The following is a 22,631-nucleotide window of genomic DNA, read 5'->3' as shown; positions in this document are numbered from 1 at the left end:
GAAACTGTAACCTTTAAGGTTATTATAACAGTTTATTATTCCAAACTAATGGCTTTATACTTAAATTTGAAACAATCAATATATTATAACTAAAAAATTAAGAAATATGGCTTTTGAGTTACCAAAATTAAAATATTCATTTGATGCATTAGAACCACATATTGATGCAAAAACAATGGAAGTTCACCACGACAAACATCACGCAGGATATACCTCAAAATTGAATGCAGCTATTGAAGGAACCGATAATGAAGGAAAGACAATTGAGAACATCCTTAGAAATTTGGACAAATCAAATTCTGCTGTAAGAAACAATGGAGGTGGATATTATAACCACAACCTATTTTGGGAAATTATGTCTCCTGATGGTGGAGGACAGCCGGAAGGGGAACTGGCTCAGGCAATAAATAGTGCTTTCGGTTCATTTGAAGCTTTTAAAGATAAATTTGCGAGTGCAGCTGCCGGGCAATTTGGATCGGGTTGGGCATGGCTATGTGTTCAGGAAGGTGGAAAAGTAGAAATTTGTTCTACAGCCAACCAGGATAACCCTCTTATGCCACACGTAGATTGTGAGGGTACACCAATTCTTGGGCTTGATGTTTGGGAACACGCTTACTATCTTAAATATCAAAATAAGCGTCCCGAATATATAGATGCATTTTTTAATGTGATCAATTGGAAAGAAGTTTCCAGCCGATACGCGCAGAACAAATAGAAAATTAGATTTAGATTTAAGTGTAGAGCTTGCCTGGAAACGGGCAGGCTTTTTTGTTTTTCAGAAATTTTATTTCGCGACAAGACATAAAAAAAGGCGGATGAGAATCCACCTTTTTTTGCCCCAAATCTACCATGAACTTAACCTACTTATGCTATGGCTCTGCTAATATACATCATAACTCCAGCCGCACAAATATTTTTAGATGAAGTGCCCGAATATTAGTTGAAATGCACTTTTGAGGCGTTTTATGGCTATTAAATGCTAGTATGCACGATCTTTACTACCTTCATAAAAGTTAATGAAGGCGCGGTTTACCACCCTGTTACCACCAAAAGTTGGATAATCTCCTGTAAAATACCAGTCCCCCAAATTTTTTGGACAGGCCATATGTAAATTCTCTACCGTTTGATAGATAATCTTCACTTTTGTTTTCACCTCTGGCTCACTTAACAACTCGGCAATTTTATCAGAGATTTGCTGATCGTTGAAGGGAGTATAGATCTCCTTCACAAAATTCTGCACCTCTGCATCTTCCAGTTCAACCTGGAGTTTACACTTTCTATATACCTCATCTACTATGTCGTACTGGTTAGTGTCTTTTAATAGATCTAAAGCCGCCCTAAAAGCTACAAGATCTTCAAGCCTCGCCATATCAATTCCATAACAATCGGGATATCTTATTTGAGGAGCCGAGGATACCACTACAAGCTGCTTAGGGTTCAAACGGTCCAGCATTTTTATAATACTCTTTTTTAAAGTAGTACCTCTCACTATACTGTCATCAATGATAACGAGATTGTCTTCGGGTCTTACGACACCGTATGTGACATCATATACGTGAGCTACAAGATCGTCGCGGCTGCTATCTTCAGTTATAAAGGTCCTCAATTTTACATCTTTGATGGCGATCTTTTCAGTTCTTAACCTGTAATCCAATATCTGCTTCAGGCGTTCATCTGTAAGAGAATCTTTCTCAGCAAGAATTGCTTCATTCTTTTGTTTACTCAATTCGTCCTGTGCAGCTTCCACCATTCCGTAGAAAGAAGTTTCCGCAGTATTGGGAATATAGGAGAAAACAGTGTTTATGGTATCGTGTCCTATTGACTTTAATACTTCCGGCATTAATAAACGGCCAAGCATTTTGCGCTCCTTATAAATTTCCGAATCACTACCACGGGAGAAATAAATTCTTTCGAAAGAACAGGCCTTACGCTCAAGGGGTTCTAAAATCTGTTTAATTCTTACTTCTCCGTTCTTTTTGGTTATGATCGCATGTCCGGGATCCAGTTCTTTTACATCCTTAAAATCTACATTGAAAACGGTTTGTATTACCGCCTTTCAGAAGCTACCACTACTACTTCATCATCCTGGTAATAATACGCCGGGCGGATTCCTGCCGGATCCCTGAGAACAAAAGAATCCCCATGTCCAAGAAGCCCTGCCATAGCATAACCTCCATCCCAGTTTTTTGCAGATTTCCTGAGGATTTTTGCAACGTTTAAACGTTCAGCTATTTGTGGAGAGGCACTTACTTTATTATAACCTTCCTTCTTTAATTTTTTATAGAGCTTTCTAACTTCATCATCCAGGAAATGGCCTATCTTTTCCATTACGGTAACAGTATCTGCCCGCTCTTTAGGATGTTGCCCCAGTTCTACAAGATTATTGAAAAGCTGGAAGACATTTGTCATGTTAAAATTACCAGCCACAATGAGGTTCCTGTGCATCCAATTATTTTGGCGAAGAAAAGGGTGTACACTTTCAATGCTGTTTTTTCCAAAGGTGCCATAACGTACATGCCCTAAAAACAATTCACCTATATAAGGCACATGCTTTTTTTGAAGAGCGACATCATCTGCATATTCAGGATTTTGAGCTATCTCTTCATTAATTCGCTCATTTATTTGATTAAAAATATCCTGAATAGGCTGTGCGGCGTTAGATCTAAGTCGGCTTATATATCTCTCACCGGGTTGCGTATTAAGTTTAATACTGGCAAAACTAAGCACCATCCTGTCCGCGGTTGTGCTGTTTCTCCATTAGGAGGTACATTTTATTTACCCCGTAAAAAGCAGTTCCATATTTTTCTTTGTAGAACTCCAGTGGTTTAAGTAGCCGGATTAATGCTATTCCACATTCATGTTTTAAAGCGTCACTCATAGTTGGTTATTCAGCTTCAGGTGTTGAGGTTTGTTAGTCACAAAAAAAGCCCTGAAATTACAGGGCCTTGTTTGGGGTTAATTCTATATTGAATTGTGTTAAATTCTTAAATTCTTTCATACGGGACTGTATCTCCTCCCGGGAAAGCATTTCCATTCTTTCAGTTCCAAATTTTTCTACGGAAAAAGAGGCAAGTGTGGAGCCATAAATTACGGCATTCTTCATATTTTCAAATGAAATATCTCCTGTTTGGGCAAGATATCCTGTAAAGCCACCTAAACAAAGGTATCACCTGCACCTGTTGGATCAAACACTTCTTCTAATGGTAATGCGGGTGCAAAGAATATTTTTCCTTCGTGGAACAGTAAAGCTCCATTTTCCCCTTTTTTGATTACTACATATTTGGGTCCCATTTCTGCAATCTTTCTTGCAGCCTTTACTAAAGAGTGCTCTCCTGTTAACTGGCGTGCCTCTTCATCATTAATCGTGATAACATCAACTTTAGCAATAACTTTTAGAAGATCTTCCAGAGCGTTATCCATCCAAAAGTTCATGGTGTCCAGTACTACAAGCCTGGGAGATTTTACCTGCTCAAGTACACTTATTTGAACCAGTGGGTGAAGGTTGCCGAGCATTACGAACTCTGAATCCTGATATTCCTTTGGTACAACAGGATTAAAATCTGCCAAAACATTGAGTTGAGTCTCTAAAGTGTCCCGTGAATTAAGGTCGTTGTGATATTTGCCACTCCAGAAGAAGGTTTTTCCCCCTTTTACTATTTCTATTCCGTCAATATTAATACCGTTTCCAGTTAAAAGGTCAAGATGTTCCTGCGGAAAATCCTCTCCAACCACTGAAACTATAGCATTATCTATCTCAAATTGAGCAGAAGAAAGTCCAATATAAGTGGCTGCACCTCCTAAGATCTTATCTGTTTTTCCAAAAGGAGTTTCAATTGCATCAAAGGCGACAGTACCTACTATTAATAATTTACTCATAATGACTTTTCAAAATTGAGGTGCAAATATACGTTTTGTTTTAGAAGGATTAAATTATAAGGGGATGAAGAAGTCGAAGAGATAAAATAAATTTTGAGTAAATTAAAGATGCCCTATGGGGAGCTGGCGAGAATGAAAATATAGAAATTAAGCTTTTTAATTTTCTACAAAACCCGAATCTATAAGTAATCTTGTTTTTTTGGAAGCCTCAACTGCAAGGGTATCGCACCGCTCATTTTGTGGATGATTGTTATGCCCGCGAATCCATTTAAACTCCACCTGGTGCTTTCGGAATTCTTTTAAAAATTCCCGCCACAGGTCTTCATTTTTTTTCCCTTTAAAATTTTTCTTTTCCCATCCAAAAAGCCAGCCTTTCATAACTGCATCAACAACATACTTGGAATCTGTAAAGACTATTACCTGCGTTCCTGGATTTTTCAGCTTCCGTAAAGCTTCAATCACAGCCAGTAATTCCATTCTGTTGTTCGTTGTGTGTTTGTAACCCTGGGAGAATTCTTTTTTGTAAGGCTTGCCTACCCATTCCATCACTATACCAAAACCACCTGGGCCAGGATTTCCTCTTGCAGCTCCATCTGTATAAATATGTACGTTGGCGCTACTCATTATTTCTTTTTTGCAGAAGATTTTCGATGACCTGAGGGAAATGTTGATACTCTAACTGGTGTATGTTTTCAGCAACTTCAGCAGCTGTCATATTTGGAGTAACAGGAGTGGTGGCCTGGAAAATAACTGCCCCTTCATCATAATTTTCATTTACGTAGTGTATCGTAATTCCTGTTTCTATTTCTTTCTGTTCAATAACAGCCTTGTGTACGGCATCTCCAAACATGCCTTTTCCACCATATTTAGGAAGGAGGGCAGGATGAATATTTATCACCCGGTTGGGAAACTTCTTTAGGATCTTTGAAGGGAAAAGCCAAAGGAAACCTGCAAGAACAATAAGATCAGGCTTAAGATCTTTTAATACATTGAGAACCTCATTAGTTTCATAAAATGCTTCGCGGTCAAAATGTAGGGCTGTAACATTAAGATCATGAGCTCTTTTCAAAACTTTTGCTGATCTGTTATTGGAAAAAACTGCCGAGACTCTTGCGATTTCAGAATTTTGGAAGTATCGTATAATATTTTCTGCATTAGTTCCCGAGCCCGATGCAAAGATTACTATTTTGCCCGGGGACGTATTTTGTGTTGGCTTCAATTGGAAAGTCTTAACAATAATTAAGGGTAAATTTAAAGGCTTTAAATGAAATTTACGTAAATTACATTCACATTTTTCAAGTAAAATCCGGTTTTAAAATAAAGTTTTTTATTTTTGCCACCTAATCAAAATTAAAATAGAATATTATGTCAGACATTGCATCAAGAGTAAAAGCGATTATCGTTGACAAGTTAGGAGTTGACGAGAATGAAGTTGTAAACGAAGCTAGCTTCACTAACGACTTGGGCGCTGATTCATTAGACACTGTGGAATTAATTATGGAATTCGAAAAGGAATTTGATATCCAAATTCCAGACGACCAGGCAGAAAACATTGCCACAGTTGGTCAGGCAATTTCTTATATTGAAAACGCAAAATAAAAACAGGAAAGTACTTTTATGGAGTTAAAGCGAGTTGTAATTACGGGCCTGGGAGCCTTGACACCTATTGGAAACAATGTTGAAGAATATTGGAATGCATTGGTGGCCGGAAAAAGCGGAAGTGCTCCTATTACCTATTTTGATGCCGATAAATTCAAAACTAAATTCGCTTGTGAACTCAAAAATTTTAATGTTCTCGATTTCTTTGATCGCAAAGAGGCAAGAAAGCTGGACAGGTTTGCACAGTATGCCATAGTTGCTTCAGACGAAGCAATTAAAGACTCCGATTTAGACATGGATGCTATAGATAAAACCCGTGTGGGAGTTATCTGGGGTGCAGGGATAGGAGGACTGGAGACTTTCCAGGATGAAGTTACTAATTTCGCTACTAGTGACGGTACCCCTCGATTTAATCCATTTTTTATTCCTAAGATGATAGCAGATATTGCTCCCGGTAATATCTCTATTCGCCATGGTCTTATGGGGCCTAATTATACTACGGTTTCTGCTTGTGCGTCTGCAGCGAATGCAATGATAGATGCTTTAAATTATATAAGACTGGGCTACAGTGATATTATAATTTCAGGAGGATCTGAGGCTGCGGTAACACTGGCGGGAATGGGAGGTTTTAATGCTATGCATGCACTGTCAACCAGAAATGAGAGTCCTGAAACAGCTTCAAGGCCTTTTGATGCAACCCGGGATGGATTTGTTCTGGGAGAGGGAGCAGGGGCAATTGTACTTGAGGAATATGAGCACGCAAAAGCACGTGGAGCAAAAATTTACGCTGAGTTTATTGGAGGAGGATTATCTTCTGATGCCTATCACATGACAGCTCCTCATCCAGAAGGAACAGGTGTGGTTGCGGTAATGAAGAATTGTTTACGCAATGCCGGAATAAAGCCTGAAGAGGTTGATGCGATTAATACTCATGGTACCTCTACTCCTTTGGGAGATGTGGCTGAACTAAAGGCGATAAAAATTGTTTTTGGAGAGCACGCAAAGAACATTAGTATTAATTCCACTAAATCCATGACCGGGCATTTATTAGGCGCTGCAGGGGCGATTGAAGCAATTTCAACAATTCTATCCATGAAATATGGGATTGTACCTCCTACAATTAACCATGAACATCCGGACGAAAATATCGATCCAGAGTTAAATCTTACTTTGAATAAAGCACAAAAGAGAGAGGTTGATGTAGTAATGAGTAACACCTTTGGATTTGGAGGTCATAATGCCTGTGTAATTTTTAAAAAATTAAATGAGTAATACCAATGAGTGTTATTCGTAACATATTAAATTCCCGTTCTTCTAAAGACGGGAATTTTTTTATTGCTATGCAAAAGATCCTTGGGTTTAAACCAAAGGATGTAGCTCATTATCAAAAGGCTTTTACACATAGATCGCTAAACCAGAAGGATAAACAAGGCAACGCAGTAAATTTTGAAAGACTTGAATTTTTAGGAGATGCCATGTTAAGTGCGGTTATTGCGGGATACTTATTTAAAACAGTACCCGGCGGAAATGAGGGTTATCTTACCAAAATGCGATCAAAGATAGTTAGCCGGAAACATTTAAATGAGCTGGGAAAAGACCTTAACTTAATAGACTTTGTGCAAACCAACATTCCAAAATCTCAATTTGGTGCTAATATTCATGGCAACCTGTTTGAAGCATTAATAGGAGCTATTTACTGGGATAGAGGTTATAAATACTGCAAAAGATTTATTTATGAAAGGGTGATCAATCCCTATGTGGATATTGAACAACTCGAGGGAAGAGTCATTAGTTACAAGAGTCTTCTTATAGAGTGGTGCCAAAAAACCAAAAAGAATTTCAATTTTGAGGTTTATGATGATACAGGGAATGACGAGATTAAGCATTTTGCAGTTAAACTGAGAATTGACGAGAGAGTAGTCGCAAAAGCCCGTGCCACCTCCAAAAAGAAAGCTGAAGAAAAGGCCTCAAAGAGAGCCTTCTATGCCCTCCAAAATAGAATAGAAGGAGAATAAGATTTTGGCTAACACTATAACGTTTTCGTAGTTATATCCTAAAAATGTCGGTCAAAATATCATAATTTGGCAATCTTATTTTATCTTTATCACTAAAGTTTAGAAGTATGTTATCCCACAAATTGGTAATAGATGATGTGGAGGAAGATTATCATTTACTGGCCATTCACAGTTCTTTGGAAGAATATAAATTAGCTTTTTATCTAAACAGGCAATTACAAATTTGCCTTAAAAGAGCTCGCATTGATGTTGACTTTAACCACGGAAACATACAGGCGCTCTATCCATTATATACTTTTAAGGAACCGGAGAAATACCGCACATATAATCTAATCAAAAACAAATTTAAAGGTCCGGTAAAGAAAGTTGTGAGTTCAGGATCACTTTTTGTTGAGGAAGAAGTCTCTCCACAGGTTACCTATTTAATTCCTGAATATAAGGAGGTAGACTACTTTTTAAAGATAGATGATGAAAATGGAGAGGATATCCAAATAATGGTAGCTAAATTAGCCTCTATTCCTAACGTACAAACCACTTATGAAGTTGATCCAAATCAACTAAAATCAAAAAGTAATTTAATATTAGAATAATGCCAGTAAATAAAAGAACCAAAATAGTAGCCACTTTAGGCCCAGCCACAAGCACAAGATCGGTATTGAAAGATATGATGGAAGAGGGTGTAAATGTGTTTAGGGTCAATTTCTCTCACGCAAATTATGATGATGTAAAGGAGAGGGTTCAAATGATACGAGATCTTAATCAGGAATTTGGCTACAGCACTGCTATTCTGGCCGATTTACAAGGTCCCAAGCTTAGGGTTGGGGTGATGAAAGAGGAGGTTGTAGTGAATCCTGGAGATGAAATAGTCTTTGCTACCGGGGAAAAATTTGAAGGAACTGCCTCCAGAGTTTATATGAATTATGATAAGTTTCCGCAGGACGTGGAAAAAGGTGAAAGAATTCTGTTAGACGATGGAAAATTGATCTTTGAAATAGTTAGTACTAACAAAAAAGATGAAGTTGTCACAAAAGTGATCCAGGGTGGGCCTTTAAAATCCAAGAAAGGTGTGAATCTTCCTAATACAAATATTTCTCTTCCAGCATTAACTGAGAAAGATGTAAAAGATGCAATTTTTGCGTGTGAGCTTAAGGTGGATTGGATAGCTCTTTCGTTTGTAAGACACGAGCAAGACCTTATAGGATTGCAGAATATTATTAAAGAGCACAGTGATTATAAAATTCCAATTATTTCTAAAATTGAAAAACCTGAAGGGGTTAAGAATATTGACAAAATTGTAGCCTACTGTGACGGATTAATGGTTGCACGTGGAGATCTTGGAGTTGAAATTCCTGCCCAGGAGGTACCACTTATTCAAAAGCAACTGGTACTCACAGCAAAAAAGGCCCGAATACCCGTAATTATTGCCACTCAAATGATGGAGACGATGATTACCAGTCTTACTCCTACAAGGGCAGAAGTTAATGACGTTGCCAATTCAGTTATGGATGGTGCAGATGCTGTAATGTTAAGTGGAGAAACATCTGTTGGAAATTATCCTGTACAGGTGATCCAAAAAATGACTCAAATTATTAAGAGTGTAGAGAATTCTCCTCTTATTAAAGTTCCTCACGATCCACCACACATTAGAACAAGAAGATATATTACAAAGGCTATTTGCTATCATGCTGCTACCATGGCAAATGAGATTAAAGCAAAAGCAATTTGTACTCTTACCAATAGTGGTTATACAGCATTCCAGATTTCTGCCTGGAGACCTGAATCCAATATACTGGTATTCACTTCAAACGAACGAATTTTGTATCAACTTAGTTTGCTTTGGGGAGTGAGAGCTTTCTATTACGATAAGTATGCAAGTACAGATGAAACCATAGAAGATATTAATCGTATTGCCTGTGAAAACGGATATGTTGAAAACGGGGATTTCGTGATTAATCTGGCCGCTATGCCTATTACAGATAGAGGTATGGTAAATACTTTAAGAGTTTCAGAAATTTCTTCATAAGAAGTCAGGCTAATACCACCAATGAAAAAAACCTCCCGGAGCAATTTGGGAGGTTTTTTGTTTCTACTCTAGAAATCGAACTTTAGTTGAACTACTATTTCCAGTTTTTTTTCCGGTTTCTCTGTATTGAGATTAGAGAGCGAAATCCCCAGCAATCTCACCGATTCTTTCATCCTTTCCTGATAGAGTAACTCCTTGGCGTTTTCTAAAATCAGATCTTTACTGGAAATGTAGAAAGGGAGAGTTTTGCTTCGGGTATGCAGGCTAAAGTCACTGTACTTAATCTTAAGGGTTATAGTTTTGCCTGCAACCCCACCTCTTTGTAATCTTCTTTCTATCTCTTCAGAAATATTTTTCAATCTCTCGAGCATAAAAATTTCTGAAGATATATTTTCATCAAAAGTTCTTTCGGCACCAAGAGACTTTCTTATTCGGTTAGGTTTAACTTCGCTGTTATGAATTCCCCTCACCACTTTGTAGTAGTAACTTCCACTTTTGCCAAATTGTTCCGTAAGAAATTCTTCAGTTTTTTTCTTTAGATCGACTCCCTTAAATATGCCCAGCTGGTACATTTTTTCGGCAGTGACCTTTCCCACCCCGTAGAACTTCCTTATCTGTAATTTTTCGAGGAATTCCTCGACCTCTTCGGGATTTACTGTTTTTTGCCCGTTAGGTTTATTAATATCACTGGCAACTTTTGCTATAAATTTGTTGATTGAGATACTAAGCAGAGGCATTAAGACCAGTTCTTTCCTTAATAATTTGGCGAATTTCACGTGCTATTAGTGTCGCGCTGGGGTGTCCTTTTTTGTTTTCGGTGACATCCAGGTAAGCTTCATCCAGGGAAAGAGGCTCCACCAAATCTGTGTACTCATAAAATATTTCCCTTATGCGGGTGGAGATTTCTTTATATCGATCAAATCTGGGCCTTACAAAAATAAGGTGAGGGCAATTGCGTTTGGCGATGATGCTGCTCATAGCACTTTTAACGCCGAATTTTCGTGCCTCATAACTTGCCGCTGCTACCACTCCTCTTTCTTCGCTACCACCCACCGCAATAGGTTTCCCCTGCAGTTCAGGATTATCCAGTTGCTCCACCGATGCGTAAAAAGCATCCATATCAATATGAATAATTTTCCTTAAAAGATGCCCTTCTTTCACCTTACAAATTTAGTGAAAGTAAGGCCGCTCTTCTTCTTTAATTTTCTTCTGAATTTCTATCCTGCCCGGGAAATTACTGTTGAAGAAGCCTAACTTTCACTTTGCATATAAATTTTCTGTCAATGTGTTATCTTTAAGAATCCTGATCGGGTGATTAGGAAGCAAAATGATTTTGTATGAAAACAGCAATTCTCCTTGGAGCTACAGGATTAACCGGAGGAATCTTACTTCAGAAATTATTAAATGATGCGAGGTATGAGAAGATAATTTTATTCTCCCGAAGCAGTGCTGCCGTTAAGAACAGGAAAGTTGAAGAACATCTTGTTGATCTATTTAAGCTTGAGAATCAAAAAGATTTATTTAAAGCAGATGTGGTTTACTGCTGTATAGGTACTACGAAAAGTAAAACTCCTAATGAAGAAGTTTATAAAAAAATAGATTATGGGATTCCTGTAGCTGCTGCCAAACTGGCCAGGGAAAACGGCATTGAAAAGTTTTTGGTAATCTCCGCTCTTGGTGCCGATCCAAAAAGTAAAATGTTTTATAATAAAACTAAAGGTGAAATGGAGCAAGAGGTGCTGGCACAAAGAATCCCTGAAACTTATATTTTTGAACCTTCCCTGATCGCCGGGGACCGGGAGGAAACACGAACCTTTGAAAATTTGGCAATTTATGCGATGAAAGTATTAAACTACGCGCTCATAGGTCCCCTAAAAAAATACCGCTCAATTGATCCTGAAACTATTGCCGAAGCTATGATTAAAGTGGCTAACAATGGTTATGTGAATAAAGTTATTCCATCAAATGAGATCCAGGAAATTGCAGCTTCATAAAATAATTTTTGTATGGTAGAGATTGAGCGAAAATTTTTAATACGATCTGAAGATTACAAGCAACAGGCTTTTAAGAAGGAAAAGATTTCACAAGGCTATTTATCTTCAAATCCTGAAAGAACTGTGAGGGTGAGACTAAGAGGGGACAATGCATACTTAACAGTAAAGGGTAAATCTTCAAAAAGTGGTTTAAGTCGCTTTGAATGGGAAAAGGAAATTAGTGTGGAAGAGGCAGAAAATTTATTGTTGCTTTGTGAGCCGGGAAAAATAGAGAAGACCAGGTACTTAATAAAAGCTGGGGAGTTCACCTATGAAGTGGACGAATTTACAGGCGACAATTCCGGACTTACGATAGCTGAGATTGAACTTGGAACCGAAGATTCAGCTTTTGAAAAACCTGCCTGGTTGGGTGAGGAAGTAACAGGAGATATTCGATATTACAATTCTCAACTCTGTCTTGATCCTTATTGTAACTGGAAAAATTTATAATATGCAAAAAGCGTTCATCTTGGTATGTCTTGCTGCCTTAGTAGGCGCCTGTGAACAGCGTAGAAAAAGTGAGGGGAATTCCTTCGGAATCCAGAATAGAAGTTGAAGCTCCCAGTAAAGAAGCAGAGGCCGAAGAGCTAAAGAGAAAAGGATATCAAACTTTCACTTACAAGGAAGGAGATTCTACTTACCTGATGCAGCAGTATTATATTGTTTTTCTGAAAAAGGGGGCTAACTTACAGACAGGATTCCCTTGAAGCCGCGAAGCTTCAGGAGCAGCATATGGCACATCTAACCCGAATGTACATGGAAGGTTAAAGCAGTCTTGCCGGGACCTTTGGGGATGATGGTGAGATTCGGGGAGTAGTTATCTATAATACTGCAACTCAACAGCAAGCAGATAGTTTAGCCAGATTGGACCCCATGGTTAAAGCGGGAAGACTGGAGGTAGAGGTTCATCCCTGGTGGGCAGCAAAAGGAGGTAAGTTAAACTAAGTTAATTTCTTGCCCGAAGAATTAAATTGTTGTTCTTTAAAAATAAAAATTATGAAAATTGAACACAACAATAGTGACGGCAGAGGCATCTTTAAAGCTAAGGATGGTGGCAAAGATGCAGGGGAAATGACCTACTCCCGTACTAACGATAGTAAAATTATAATCGAGCACACCCAGGTAGAACCAGAATTTCAGGGCCAGGGAGTGGGCAAAAAATTGGTGCAGGAGGCAGTCGGGTATTCAAGACAAAATAATTTGAAGATAGTTCCCGAATGTTCCTATGCAAAAAAGGTTCTTCAAAGATCCCCCGAATATGAGGATGTTCTGGCTTAGAATTACCCTCTTTTTTGGTATATATTCTGTTCCTTTTCCAGGAGGTATTTGTTAATAGAATTTACCAAAGGTATACATATACACAAGCTTGCGGCAGCATCGGTCATCCAATGCGCCCCTGCCCAAAGCCTTGAAAGTGGTGCAATAGAACCGAATAAATAAATTACTCCCTTTAAGAATGGATCTTTGATTCTGCTACCTATGCATAAGAAGTGGTAAAAGCCAGGATGGAATGTCCTGAAGGAAAAGAATAGTATGAATTTTTTTTGCTGAAGGGGGAGAAGCTTGCTGTTCCCTCGTTTCTTAATGGCCTTGCCCGACCTATAACAATTTTAGCTATAGTTTGAAAAAGACCAGCTGCAGAGGAAGCCGAAATTAATAACACTCCGGTATTTCTAACTTCTTCGTTTTTGAATATGAGTCCATAGAGGTAGAAACCGCCATTTATTGCATAGTGATTTTCAGGACTCCCATAGTACCAGCCAAAATCTTTGAAAGTTGGAATAACATTTTCTCCCCTTGTTCGAAACCACCTGCTTATTTCCTCATCAAATAAAAATAGAATAACTATGCCAGATGTTACTGCTCCTGCGGTGAGAAATTGCTTTTCTTTCCACTGTAGGGGAGATATATAGGTTTCTTTAATGGCGCCAAATGTATTTTGGAAATCTTTTTTTAAAGTATCTCTGTAAGAATTACTTCTTCCATTTTTCTTTTTAAATAAAATAGCCCTTGCCAATAAACCCATCGCAAGGCAAGACAGTGATCGTTTTAAAAGACCGGAAAGTGCAGCCATATCTATTCTTTCTTATAAAATTAGGAAATAAAAAACCCCGGAAATGTTTTTCCGGGGTTATAATAAAGCTTATCAATTTTTTTATTGCCAACCGCCTCCTAAAGCCTGGTAAAGTTCAACAATCGCATTCAACCTGTTGAATCGCGCGTTTGCCAGCTCAAGTTGTGCGTTTAAAGTATTTTCTCTTGCAGTAAGAACTTCAAGGTAATTAATGAGGCCATTGTTAAGTAACTCTTCTGAATAAGAAGTCGCCAGTTCATACGCGTCAAATTCAAGAATTTTTACCTCGATAGTTTCTTCAGCAGCTCCAAAATTGTATAACGCGTCTGAAACTTCTCGCGAGGCGGTTAACAGTGATTGCTGAAAATCCAGCAACGCAATTTCCTGTTGGGCCTGGGAAACTTCAAATTCTGTTCTAATTTGCCTTCTGTTTAAAACAGGTTGGGCAATAGATCCTGCCAGGTTAGCAAATAAGGAATTAGCATTAAAAAGCTCAGCAAGATCCAAACTTTGAAAACCTCCTCCGGCGGTTAATCTCAGGGATGGATAAAAGCTACTGCGTGCCACATTTGTTAGTTCAAAGACGTTAATAAGATTATATTCTGCCGCAATAACATCTGGCCTGTTCCTTAAAAGATCTGCGGCCACTCCTGTTCGCAATTCTGTTTCAATTCGTTGTTGGTCCAGAGTGGTCCTTTCAATATGTTGTGGAGCAGTGCCCAGCAGGATAGAGAAAGTGTTTTCCAGTAGTTTCACATTTGTTTCCAGATCTATCAGGACAGCCTGGGCCCGATATAATTGTGCCTCAGTTTGTTTTACTCCTACTTCAGTCACATTACCCGCTTCTTTTAGAGCTTTTATAGTTTCAAGGCTGCGTTCCCGGTTCTCAATTGTTACACGAGTAATTTCTACCTGCTCATCCAGAGTGACCAGCTGGTAGTAAGTAGAAGCTATGGCAGCAATAAGTTCAGTTTTTACTGCCTGATGTGCGGCTACAGATTGTAAATAAGAAGCCTGGAATGCTCTACTGGTACTGCGTATTTTTCCCCAGATGTCTGCCTCCCAGGAAAGATTTGCGGTGGCTTCATACTGAGTGATATTTCCACTGAAGAAAGAACCAAATTGGCTATTCTGCGAAAGTATCTGGTGATTTACACCTCCATTGAGGTTTAGCGTAGGCAGATATCCTGCTTTGCCTTGTTTCACATAAGCTTCAGCTGCTGTTATTTGCTGAAGAGCTTTTCTTATATCAAGGTTGTTGTTTAAACCCTGCTCAATATACTTTTCAAGTAAAGGATCCTTGAACATTTCCCTCCACGATACTTCTGCTATATTCAGGCTGTCCTGTGGCAGGCGATCGGTCATGAAAAATTCCTCGTTAACAGCTTCTGGTCTTACGTATTCTTTGGCAACAAAACAGGATTGCAATGACAGCAGTAGCCCCGGCACAAGTAAAAATTTATATATCTGAATTTTCTTCATTTTCGAATTTTATAAATGATCATTTCTTCGGACAACAGCAGCTTCTGGCTCTCCACTTATCTTCTCCTGAAGCCACTGGAACAGGATGTATAGAATTGGGATTATAAATATCCCAAGGATAGTTCCAATAAGCAAGCCTCCCACAGCACCTGTACCAATAGATCTGTTTCCTGCTGCTCCTGTACCCGATGCGAAAACCAGGGGTAATAGACCAACAATAAAAGCAAAGGAGGTCATTAAAATAGGCCTTAATCTCACTTTTGCTGCATCGAAAGCAGCCTCTACAATTGGAACTCCCGCACGTCTTCGTTGAATAGCAAATTCCACAATAAGAATGGCATTTTTAGCCAGAAGCCCCAGTAGCATAATTAATGCAATCTGGAAATAAATATTGTTTTGCAATCCTGTTAAAGAAGTGGTGACATAGGCACCCATAACTCCTACAGGAAGAGAGAAGAGTACTGTAAATGGAAGTAAATAACTCTCATATTGTGCTGCCAGGATGAAGTAAACAAAGAGGATACTTAAAAAGAAAATATAAGTAGTTTGGTTTCCTGCGGAAATTTCTTCTCTTGTAAGACCTGAGAAATCAATGTCAAAGTTTGCAGGTAAGGAGCCTGTACCTACCTCCTGTACGGCCGCAATAGCATCCCCTGAAGAATATCCAGGAGCCGGAGCGCCATTAACTGCCGCAGCATTAAACAGGTTAAATCGGGTTACAGACTGTGGACCATAAACTCTTTTTAACTCAACAAATTCTGTAATAGGAGCCATTTCACCCTGTGCGTTTCGTACAAAGAGTGCATTAAGATCCCCTACAGTGGCCCGATCTTCCGGCATTGCCTGTACGAATACCCGGTACTGTTTCCCAAATCTCGCGAAATCGGCAGCATATACACTCCCAATATATCCTTGTAAAGTTGAGAAGATACTGCTTATAGAAACTCCTGCCTCCTTTGCCTTAGGTACATTAAGATCAATTTCATACTGTGGATAATTAGTATTAAAAGAGGTGGATGCATACAAGATCTCTGGGCGTGCCATTAATTCCATCAGGTAATTCTGTGCGGCGGCATCAAGGTCGTTAAAAGAGCCTCCAGATTTGTCCAAAATTTGCATTTCAAATCCTGAAGAGACCCCAAATCCCGGAACGCTCGGGGGCTGGAAGAACAGGATATCGGCATCGGTAATACCAGCTCCTATCCCGAAAAGTTGCCCGATAATGGCATCAATAGATGTAGAGTCATCTGTACGTTCATCCCATGGAGCCAGTTTTATAAAACCAAGGCCATAGTTACTACTAGCACCACCTATTAAGCTGAAGCCATTAACCATTGTAGCTACTTCAACACCGGGAATGTTTCTGGCTTTCTCACTTAATTCTGAAGTAATTTCTACGGTCCTGTCAAGAGAAGCCCCGGCAGGTAAGGAAACATTTACCATTACCATTCCGCGATCTTCATCGGGTACAAAACCTGTAGGTGTTGTAGACGATGCCCAAAAAATACCTACTATAGCGGCAAGAAGTATAAAACCTGTAACCCATTTATGCTTAAGTATAGAAAACCAAGTGAACCCACATATTTTTTGGTTGTGGCTTCAAAGCCCCGGTTAAATCCTGCAAAGAACCTCTTCAAGAATCCTTTTTTCTCCGATTTTTCATCGTGAGGTTTGAGGAACAGGGCAGCGAGAGCAGGGCTTAAGGTTAAGGCGTTTACTGCCGAAATTGCAATTGCAACTATTAAAGTGACTCCAAACTGTTCGTAGAATACACCTGTTGGACCCTGGATAAAAGTTACGGGAATGAATACTGCACCCATAACCAGGGTAATAGAGATAATAGCTCCTGCTATTTCATTCATCGCAGTAATAGTCGCTTCTTTTGCATTTTTTGCACCTTCTTCAAGTTTGGCGTGCACAGCCTCAACCACAACTATAGCGTCGTCTACCACAATCCCAATTGCCAGCACAAGTGCAAATAAAGTAAGCAGGTTAATGGAATACCCAAATAGATTAAGGAAGAAGAAGGTACCAATGATAGAAACCGTACAGCAATAGCAGGAATTAAAGTAGACTTAAAGTCCTGAAGGAATATAAAAACCACGAGAAACACCAGGAGAAATGCTTCTAAAAGTGTCATCACCACCTTGTCAATAGACGCATTTAAAAACTCATTACTGTCAAAGTTGATTAAGGTAGATAAACCTGCAGGAAAATTTGGCTCCAGTTCTGCCAGTTTTTCGTGAATTTCTTCAATTATTTCCTGGGCGTTAGATCCGGGAGTTTGATATACTGCCATACTTACCCCTGGAAGACCATTAGTAAAAGAAACCACGTTATAACCTTCGGCATCTAACTCAACCTTCGCTACATCCTTTAGTCTCAGGAATTGGCCGTTATCCAGAGCCTTAATAATGATATTTTGATATTCTTCTTCAGTATTATAGCGACCGCCGTATCTTATTACATATTCAAAAGCTTCAGCATTATTTTGTCCTAAAGAACCAGCCGCCGCCTCAAGACTCTGCTCATTAATTGCCGCAGTAACATCAGAAGGAATTAGATTATAGGCAGCAAGTTTTTCTGGTTGTAACCAGATTCTCATGGCGTAGGTCTTTGCACCAAAGACAGATACATCTCCAACCCCGTTGATCCTTTTTAGTTCTGGAAGTACATTGATGTTTAGATAATTCTGAATAAAAGTCGCATCATAATCTTCATTTTCAGAAACCATGGTAAGGAACATTAACGCACTGGTTTGCTGCTTTTGAGTTGTTACTCCAGACTGTGTAACTTCCCGCGGAAGTAAGGGAGTTGCCCGGGACACCCTGTTCTGCACATTCACTGCAGCAATATCAGGATCTATTCCCTGGTCAAAAAATACTTGAATACTGGCACTTCCATTGTTACTTGCAGTAGAAGTGATATAAGTCATTCCTTCCACCCCATTGATTTGTTCCTCAATAGGAATAATCACACTTTCCAGTACCGTTTGTGCATTTGCTCCCGGGAAATTCGCTCTAACCTGTACAGTAGGAGGAGCAATATCGGGATATTGAGTAACAGGTAAAGTTGTAATTCCTAATATTCCCAGGATTAATATAACTATAGAAACAACTGTGGATAATACAGGTCTCTCAATAAATTTCTTTAGCATCTTTAGATTTATTTAAATACTGGTTGCAAAGTGTTAGCGATACTGTCAAAAGAAGCTGGTTGAGGTTGAATGGCCATTCCACTTCTTACGAGACCAACTCCTTTGGCGACGATCTTTTCTCCTTCTTCTATTCCTGAAGCTACTACGATAATATTCTCAATCCTGTCCCTTACAGTAATAACCCTGGAAATTGCCACAGTATCTCCCTGTACCACATAAACGTGTACTTTCCCCTGCTGTTCAAATGTGGATGCTTCCGGCACTACAGGAACATTCTCAAACGTCTGTGGAATTTTTATGGTTCCGCTGTTTCCACTTGCCAGGATGCCGTTTGGGTTCGGGAACATTGCGCGAAAACCTACTGTACCCGTGGAGCGGTCAACAATACCCGTGACGGTTTGAATTTCTCCTTCTTCTGAATAATTTTCCCCGTTCACAAGCTCAAGTTGAACAGGAGGGAAGTTTTCAATCTTCTCCTGTATATTTTCCCCTTCAGCATTCTGAATGAAATTGAGGTAATCCCGTTCATTTAAAGAAAAGAAAGCATAAACTTCATCTATATCTGAAACTGTGGTCAAGGGGGAAGGATCCGCAGGGCTAATAAGGGCTCCTTCTCTAAAATTTATGGCCCCCACGTAACCATCTACAGGACTTTTAATTGTTGCATACCCAATGTTAGCATTGATACCACTTAAACCAGCCTTGGCCTGAGCGAGACGTGCCTCTGCAGTTTGAAGCTGAACAGAGCTAATAATACCCTTTTCAACTAAAGGTTTTAATTTATCAACCTCTACCTGTGCGGCGTTTACGTTTGCACGCGCTGCACCGACTTCCTGAGAAAGAGATTGAGTTTCCAGCTTAAAAAGAGTTTGTCCTTTGCGTACTTTTTCTCCCTCATCTACTAAAACATCTGTAATATAACCTGATGTTTTTGCACGAACAGCACTACTTACTGTTCCTTCCAGAGTGACAGGGTAACTGGTGTAGCTTAGTCACTGTTCTTACAGGAACTTCAATTACCGGATAGGGCGCAGGACCCTGAGCTTGTTGTTGTTGATTCCCTTCCTGGCAAGACAGGAAAAGGAATGAACTTATTATAAAACCTACATAACTTAATGTTCTCATCTTATTAATCATTCTGGGTGTTAGCTGTTTCTTTGGTTGATCTTAGTCTTTAATTTTTTAATTGCTGTTGTCGCTTCTTTTAAAAAGGTGAGGAAATCTTCCTGAAATTCAAGATCAAACTTGAATTCCTCCCTTCGTTGACATACATCGTTGTGCTTTTTTTTATAACTGAGAATTTTCTTGTGGATCTTAGTTTCGGTTTCCCATTTTGCAATCATTTCATCAATGACATTCAGCATTAGATCGGGATTAATTATAAAATATCTCTTTCTTTCGCTTAGGTTTGGTGAAATACTTAATTTTATTCGTCACCTGCAGTTGCTCCAGGTGAGTTGAGATAGTGCTTTTACTGGCATTAAGCTCGTTTACAAGCTTCTCAAAAGTTACTCCCTGTTTCCCATTTAAAATAAGGGTCGCCATCACTCTCGCAGCCAAAGGTGCCAGGTTATCGTTTTCCAGCTGAACCCCCAACTGTTCAATTAGTTCCATTTTCTGCTTTTCCAGCCCTTCCGTCATCTGTATTATTTGAAGGCGCAAAAATAGTTCTAGTTCTTATTTTACCGAACTAAACAAACTTAATTTATTGTTAAATAAAAAAACCCTTCCGAAGTCTTCGGAAGGGTTTTTTTATTTAGTTTGTCCTGTCCTGAAATAGCGATACACTAAAAATCTAGTGTAATGAAAACATCAGCGAGCAAAGGGTATATCAAGCGTACCCAAAAAGATTACTCTGTTTCTTTTAAGTTACAAGTTGTCCAGGAAATTGAATTTGGTCAACTAGGCAGGACAGAAGCTTGTCATAAATATGGGATTCAAGCTAAATCAACAATTAGGGAATGGCTCAGAAAATATGGTAACTTTGATTGGGAGAATCAATCTGGAACTATTGTGGCAAAAACACCTGAACAAAGAATCCTTGAGCTAGAGGCCAAAGTCAAACTGCTGGAGAAACAGAAGGCAAGGGCGGAGCATCTTGCCGAGCGAGCAGATAAGAAAGTCATTATCTTCGATATGCTGGTAGATATGGCCGAGAAAGAATATGACATCCAGATCAGAAAAAATTACACGCCCGGGTTATCGACCACTTCAAAGAAGAACACAAAGAAACAATAGTTTCTTCCTGTGATTTACTCGGGGTAAGTAGACAGGTATATTACAGATCCATTAGATCTACCATTGAAAAACAGGAAGTGGCACAAAAGGTAATTGCCTTGGTGCGGCCCGTAAGAATACTGATGCCCAGGCTAGGTAGCAAGAAGCTGTACCATATCCTTAAAGAAGAACTTGTTCCTTTGAAAGTAGGACGTGACAAACTTTTTAGAATTCTTAGGGCAAACCATATGCTGATAAAATCCAGGAGAAGCTATCACATCACCACAGACTCGCACCATAGATTTAGAAAGCACAAAAACCTATTGTGTGCCACAGAAATAAATAGGCCAGAACAGGTTTTGGTAAGTGATATTACTTATGTGGGCAATAGGAGGAATCCTGCATACCTGGCACTGGTCACAGATGCTTACTCGAAAGTTGTAATGGGGCACGACGTATCGAATAGTTTGGATGTGTCAGGATCAATAAGAGCTATGGAGATGGCAGTCAAAAACAGATGCTATAGCGACCAACCTTTGATACACCACTCCGACAGGGGCCTCCAATACTGTTCCAACGACTATCAAAAGGTACTGGATAAAAACAATATTAAACCAAGTATGACTGAGAAGTATGATCCCTATGAAAATGCCATTGCCGAGCGGATAAATGGAATATTAAAGCAGGAATTCCATATTGCAAAATACGATACTGACCTCACAACAAGAAAAAAGCTAATAGATGAAGCAATAAAAATTTACAACCATTTAAGGCCACACCTGTCAAACCATATGCTAACTCCACATCAAATGCATCAACAATTAGTCCTAAAAAGAAAACAGTACAAATCAAAAAAGCTGAACAATGAGATCATCGTTCAGCTTTAAATAATTAATTTTAATCCTTAATAATCTGTATCGCTCATTTAGGACTAGACAGTTCTGAATTTTATTCTGCTGCCGGAACTTCCTCTACACCTTCATTTTCCTTATATATTCCTAAAGTTAACTCTCCTTTTCTGTTCATCGCCGCCCGATACATTCCTGCGGAATTAAATTCCATCGCAATATTCCCTTTTCCGTCAATGGCAATTATACCTCCTTCTCCACCCAGTTGGGTTAGTTTTTCCTGAATCACCCTGGCTGCTGCTTTTTCCAGGCTCATCTTTCGGTATTCCATCATAGCTGAAATATCATACGCCACGACCCCGCGAATAAAGTATTCACCCCACCCCGTAGCAGAAACTGCACATGTGGCGTTATTGGCATAAGTTCCCGCTCCTATGATTGGAACATCGCCTATACGGTTCCATTTTTTATTTGTCATTCCACCTGTTGAAGTACCTGCAGCAACATTGCCATTTTTGTCCAGAGCTACCGCACCCACAGTTCCAAATTTCGAATCTTTAATTAAAGGATCATAAAATGCAGTTGTTGTAGTATCAATTTCTGACTCACTTTCTTCTGATTCTTTTATTCGTTGCAGGGATTGAAATCTGCTTTCATCATAGAAGTATGATGGTTCAACAATTTCTAAGCCTCTTTCCCCGGCAAATTTTTCTGCTCCCTTACCCGAAAGTAAAACGTGAGGGGAATTTTCCATTACTTCATAAGCGAGATTAATAGGATTTTTTACCGTGGTGACTCCTGCTATGGCACCCGCATTTAGAGTTTCTCCATCCATTATCGCTGCATCGAGTTCGTTAGTTTCTTCATTAGTAAAAACTGCACCCTTTCCTGCATTGAAGAGCGGCGAATCTTCCATGATATTAATAGTTCTTTGAACAGCTTCTATAGCTGTACCCCCGTTTGCCAAAATTTCGTGACCTGTTCTTATCGCCTGCTCCAGCACCTCTTTATAAGCCAGCTCAAGTGAGTCGGTCATATTTTCTTTTAGAATGGTACTTAAGCACCACCGTGAATAACAATTCCAAAGTTGTCCCCCTGTACCTGATCTGAGATCGGTTCTTTTGGAGTTTCACCAATTGGCTTTTTGTCAACAGATGCCTGATTGCAGGAAATGGCCACTCCCATAGAGAGGAGAAGAAGAATTTTTTTCATAGGTAAGTTCAACTTGAATTGAAGATTTAAAAATAAGAAAATAAAGAATAGCAGGGAAAGTATTATTTGGGAGGAATAATGATATCCTGATGTGA

General features: G+C 39.2%; 20 protein-coding genes and 5 pseudogenes. 12 read left to right on the top strand and 13 right to left on the bottom strand.

The genetic code is table 11. From position 1 onward, the window contains the following. Positions 1–106: 106 nt before the first annotated feature. Positions 107–715, top strand: coding sequence for a superoxide dismutase (locus LZ575_RS13975; protein WP_235325088.1), 609 nt, complete (start codon positions 107–109; stop codon positions 713–715). 264 nt (positions 716–979) lie between these two features. On the opposite strand, the pseudogene LZ575_RS13970 reads toward LZ575_RS13975, so the two are convergent. The 4 genes and pseudogenes from LZ575_RS13970 to purN form a co-directional block, all read right to left on the bottom strand. Beyond that, positions 980–2,878: pseudogene (locus tag LZ575_RS13970) on the bottom strand (amidophosphoribosyltransferase). A gap of 57 nt (positions 2,879–2,935) precedes the next feature. Beyond that, positions 2,936–3,876: pseudogene (locus LZ575_RS13965) on the bottom strand (PfkB family carbohydrate kinase). A gap of 156 nt (positions 3,877–4,032) precedes the next feature. Then, positions 4,033–4,500, bottom strand: coding sequence for a ribonuclease HI (gene rnhA, locus LZ575_RS13960; RefSeq protein WP_235325087.1), 468 nt, complete (start codon positions 4,498–4,500; stop codon positions 4,033–4,035). Then, positions 4,493–5,095 (bottom strand): phosphoribosylglycinamide formyltransferase, encoded by a 603-nt coding sequence (gene purN / locus LZ575_RS13955; RefSeq protein ID WP_235325086.1) that lies wholly within the window; start codon positions 5,093–5,095, stop codon positions 4,493–4,495. The genes rnhA and purN overlap by 8 nt, the downstream gene beginning before the upstream one ends. A 146-nt stretch (positions 5,096–5,241) precedes the next feature. Between purN and LZ575_RS13950 the strand changes: the two genes are divergently transcribed. From LZ575_RS13950 to pyk, 5 genes are all read left to right on the top strand, one after another. Next, a complete protein-coding gene (locus LZ575_RS13950) occupies positions 5,242–5,475 on the top strand; it encodes an acyl carrier protein (RefSeq protein ID WP_139066275.1) in 234 nt (77 codons plus the stop codon). Between the two features lie 18 nt (positions 5,476–5,493). Further along, positions 5,494–6,747 (top strand): beta-ketoacyl-ACP synthase II, encoded by a 1,254-nt coding sequence (fabF, locus tag LZ575_RS13945; RefSeq protein WP_235325085.1) that lies wholly within the window; start codon positions 5,494–5,496, stop codon positions 6,745–6,747. A gap of 5 nt (positions 6,748–6,752) precedes the next feature. After that, entirely contained in the window at positions 6,753–7,490 is a 738-nt protein-coding gene (rnc, locus tag LZ575_RS13940; RefSeq protein ID WP_235325084.1) for a ribonuclease III, read from the top strand. 107 nt (positions 7,491–7,597) lie between these two features. Then, positions 7,598–8,080 (top strand): IPExxxVDY family protein, encoded by a 483-nt coding sequence (locus LZ575_RS13935; RefSeq protein WP_235325083.1) that lies wholly within the window; start codon positions 7,598–7,600, stop codon positions 8,078–8,080. Beyond that, positions 8,080–9,513 (top strand): pyruvate kinase, encoded by a 1,434-nt coding sequence (gene pyk, locus LZ575_RS13930; protein ID WP_235325082.1) that lies wholly within the window; start codon positions 8,080–8,082, stop codon positions 9,511–9,513. The genes LZ575_RS13935 and pyk overlap by 1 nt, the downstream gene beginning before the upstream one ends. A gap of 68 nt (positions 9,514–9,581) precedes the next feature. On the opposite strand, the pseudogene dinB reads toward pyk, so the two are convergent. Then, a pseudogene (dinB, locus tag LZ575_RS13925) lies at positions 9,582–10,632 on the bottom strand (DNA polymerase IV). A 218-nt stretch (positions 10,633–10,850) separates the two neighbouring features. Between dinB and LZ575_RS13920 the strand changes: the two are divergent. The 4 genes from LZ575_RS13920 (at position 10,851) to LZ575_RS13905 (ending at position 12,824) form a co-directional block, all read left to right on the top strand. Further along, positions 10,851–11,507, top strand: coding sequence for an NAD(P)H-binding protein (locus LZ575_RS13920; RefSeq protein ID WP_235325081.1), 657 nt, complete (start codon positions 10,851–10,853; stop codon positions 11,505–11,507). Positions 11,508–11,519: 12 nt separating this feature from the next. Beyond that, positions 11,520–11,996: a CYTH domain-containing protein gene (locus LZ575_RS13915; protein WP_235325080.1), complete on the top strand. Its 477-nt coding sequence runs from the start codon at positions 11,520–11,522 to the stop codon at positions 11,994–11,996. Positions 11,997–12,046: 50 nt separating this feature from the next. After that, the gene (locus tag LZ575_RS23815) at positions 12,047–12,253 is read left to right on the top strand and encodes a hypothetical protein (RefSeq protein WP_311195804.1); all 207 of its coding nucleotides are present in this window, start codon (positions 12,047–12,049) and stop codon (positions 12,251–12,253) included. A gap of 289 nt (positions 12,254–12,542) precedes the next feature. Further along, on the top strand, positions 12,543–12,824 hold the full coding sequence (locus tag LZ575_RS13905; protein WP_235325079.1) for a GNAT family N-acetyltransferase: 282 nt from the start codon (positions 12,543–12,545) through the stop codon (positions 12,822–12,824). A gap of 199 nt (positions 12,825–13,023) precedes the next feature. On the opposite strand, the gene LZ575_RS13900 is transcribed toward LZ575_RS13905, so the two are convergent. The 7 genes and pseudogenes from LZ575_RS13900 to LZ575_RS13875 all read right to left on the bottom strand — a co-directional run bounded on the left by LZ575_RS13900 (position 13,024) and on the right by LZ575_RS13875 (position 19,900). Continuing rightward, positions 13,024–13,620, bottom strand: a complete 597-nt coding sequence (locus tag LZ575_RS13900) for a phosphatase PAP2 family protein (protein ID WP_235325078.1) — start codon at positions 13,618–13,620, stop codon at positions 13,024–13,026. A gap of 81 nt (positions 13,621–13,701) precedes the next feature. Further along, on the bottom strand, positions 13,702–15,102 hold the full coding sequence (locus LZ575_RS13895) for an efflux transporter outer membrane subunit (RefSeq protein ID WP_235325077.1): 1,401 nt from the start codon (positions 15,100–15,102) through the stop codon (positions 13,702–13,704). Between the two features lie 9 nt (positions 15,103–15,111). Beyond that, positions 15,112–18,259 (bottom strand): annotated as a pseudogene (locus LZ575_RS13890) (efflux RND transporter permease subunit). Between the two features lie 8 nt (positions 18,260–18,267). Then, on the bottom strand, positions 18,268–19,224 hold the full coding sequence (locus LZ575_RS13885) for an efflux RND transporter periplasmic adaptor subunit (RefSeq protein WP_311196113.1): 957 nt from the start codon (positions 19,222–19,224) through the stop codon (positions 18,268–18,270). Continuing rightward, positions 19,205–19,384 (bottom strand): hypothetical protein, encoded by a 180-nt coding sequence (locus tag LZ575_RS23810; protein ID WP_311195803.1) that lies wholly within the window; start codon positions 19,382–19,384, stop codon positions 19,205–19,207. The genes LZ575_RS13885 and LZ575_RS23810 overlap by 20 nt, the downstream gene beginning before the upstream one ends. Before the next feature lie 20 nt (positions 19,385–19,404). Continuing rightward, a complete protein-coding gene (locus LZ575_RS13880) occupies positions 19,405–19,623 on the bottom strand; it encodes a hypothetical protein (protein WP_235325076.1) in 219 nt (72 codons plus the stop codon). 10 nt (positions 19,624–19,633) lie between these two features. Further along, positions 19,634–19,900, bottom strand: coding sequence for a GbsR/MarR family transcriptional regulator (locus tag LZ575_RS13875; protein ID WP_235325075.1), 267 nt, complete (start codon positions 19,898–19,900; stop codon positions 19,634–19,636). A 162-nt stretch (positions 19,901–20,062) separates the two neighbouring features. Between LZ575_RS13875 and LZ575_RS13870 the strand changes: the two genes are divergently transcribed. Both LZ575_RS13870 and LZ575_RS13865 read left to right on the top strand, forming a co-directional pair. After that, positions 20,063–20,497 carry a helix-turn-helix domain-containing protein gene (locus LZ575_RS13870; protein ID WP_235325074.1) on the top strand — a complete coding sequence of 145 codons (435 nt, stop codon included), beginning with the start codon at positions 20,063–20,065 and terminating at the stop codon, positions 20,495–20,497. Next, on the top strand, positions 20,461–21,363 hold the full coding sequence (locus LZ575_RS13865) for an IS3 family transposase (protein WP_311196085.1): 903 nt from the start codon (positions 20,461–20,463) through the stop codon (positions 21,361–21,363). Before LZ575_RS13870 ends, LZ575_RS13865 begins: the two co-directional genes overlap by 37 nt. A gap of 61 nt (positions 21,364–21,424) precedes the next feature. On the opposite strand, the pseudogene LZ575_RS13860 reads toward LZ575_RS13865, so the two are convergent. Next, positions 21,425–22,536: pseudogene (locus LZ575_RS13860) on the bottom strand (isoaspartyl peptidase/L-asparaginase family protein). Positions 22,537–22,631: the final 95 nt, after the last annotated feature.

The sequence above is a fragment of the Antarcticibacterium sp. 1MA-6-2 genome, assembly GCF_021535135.1.
Lineage (GTDB): Bacteria > Bacteroidota > Bacteroidia > Flavobacteriales > Flavobacteriaceae > Gillisia.
This window is presented reverse-complemented; position numbering and strand designations above follow the sequence as displayed.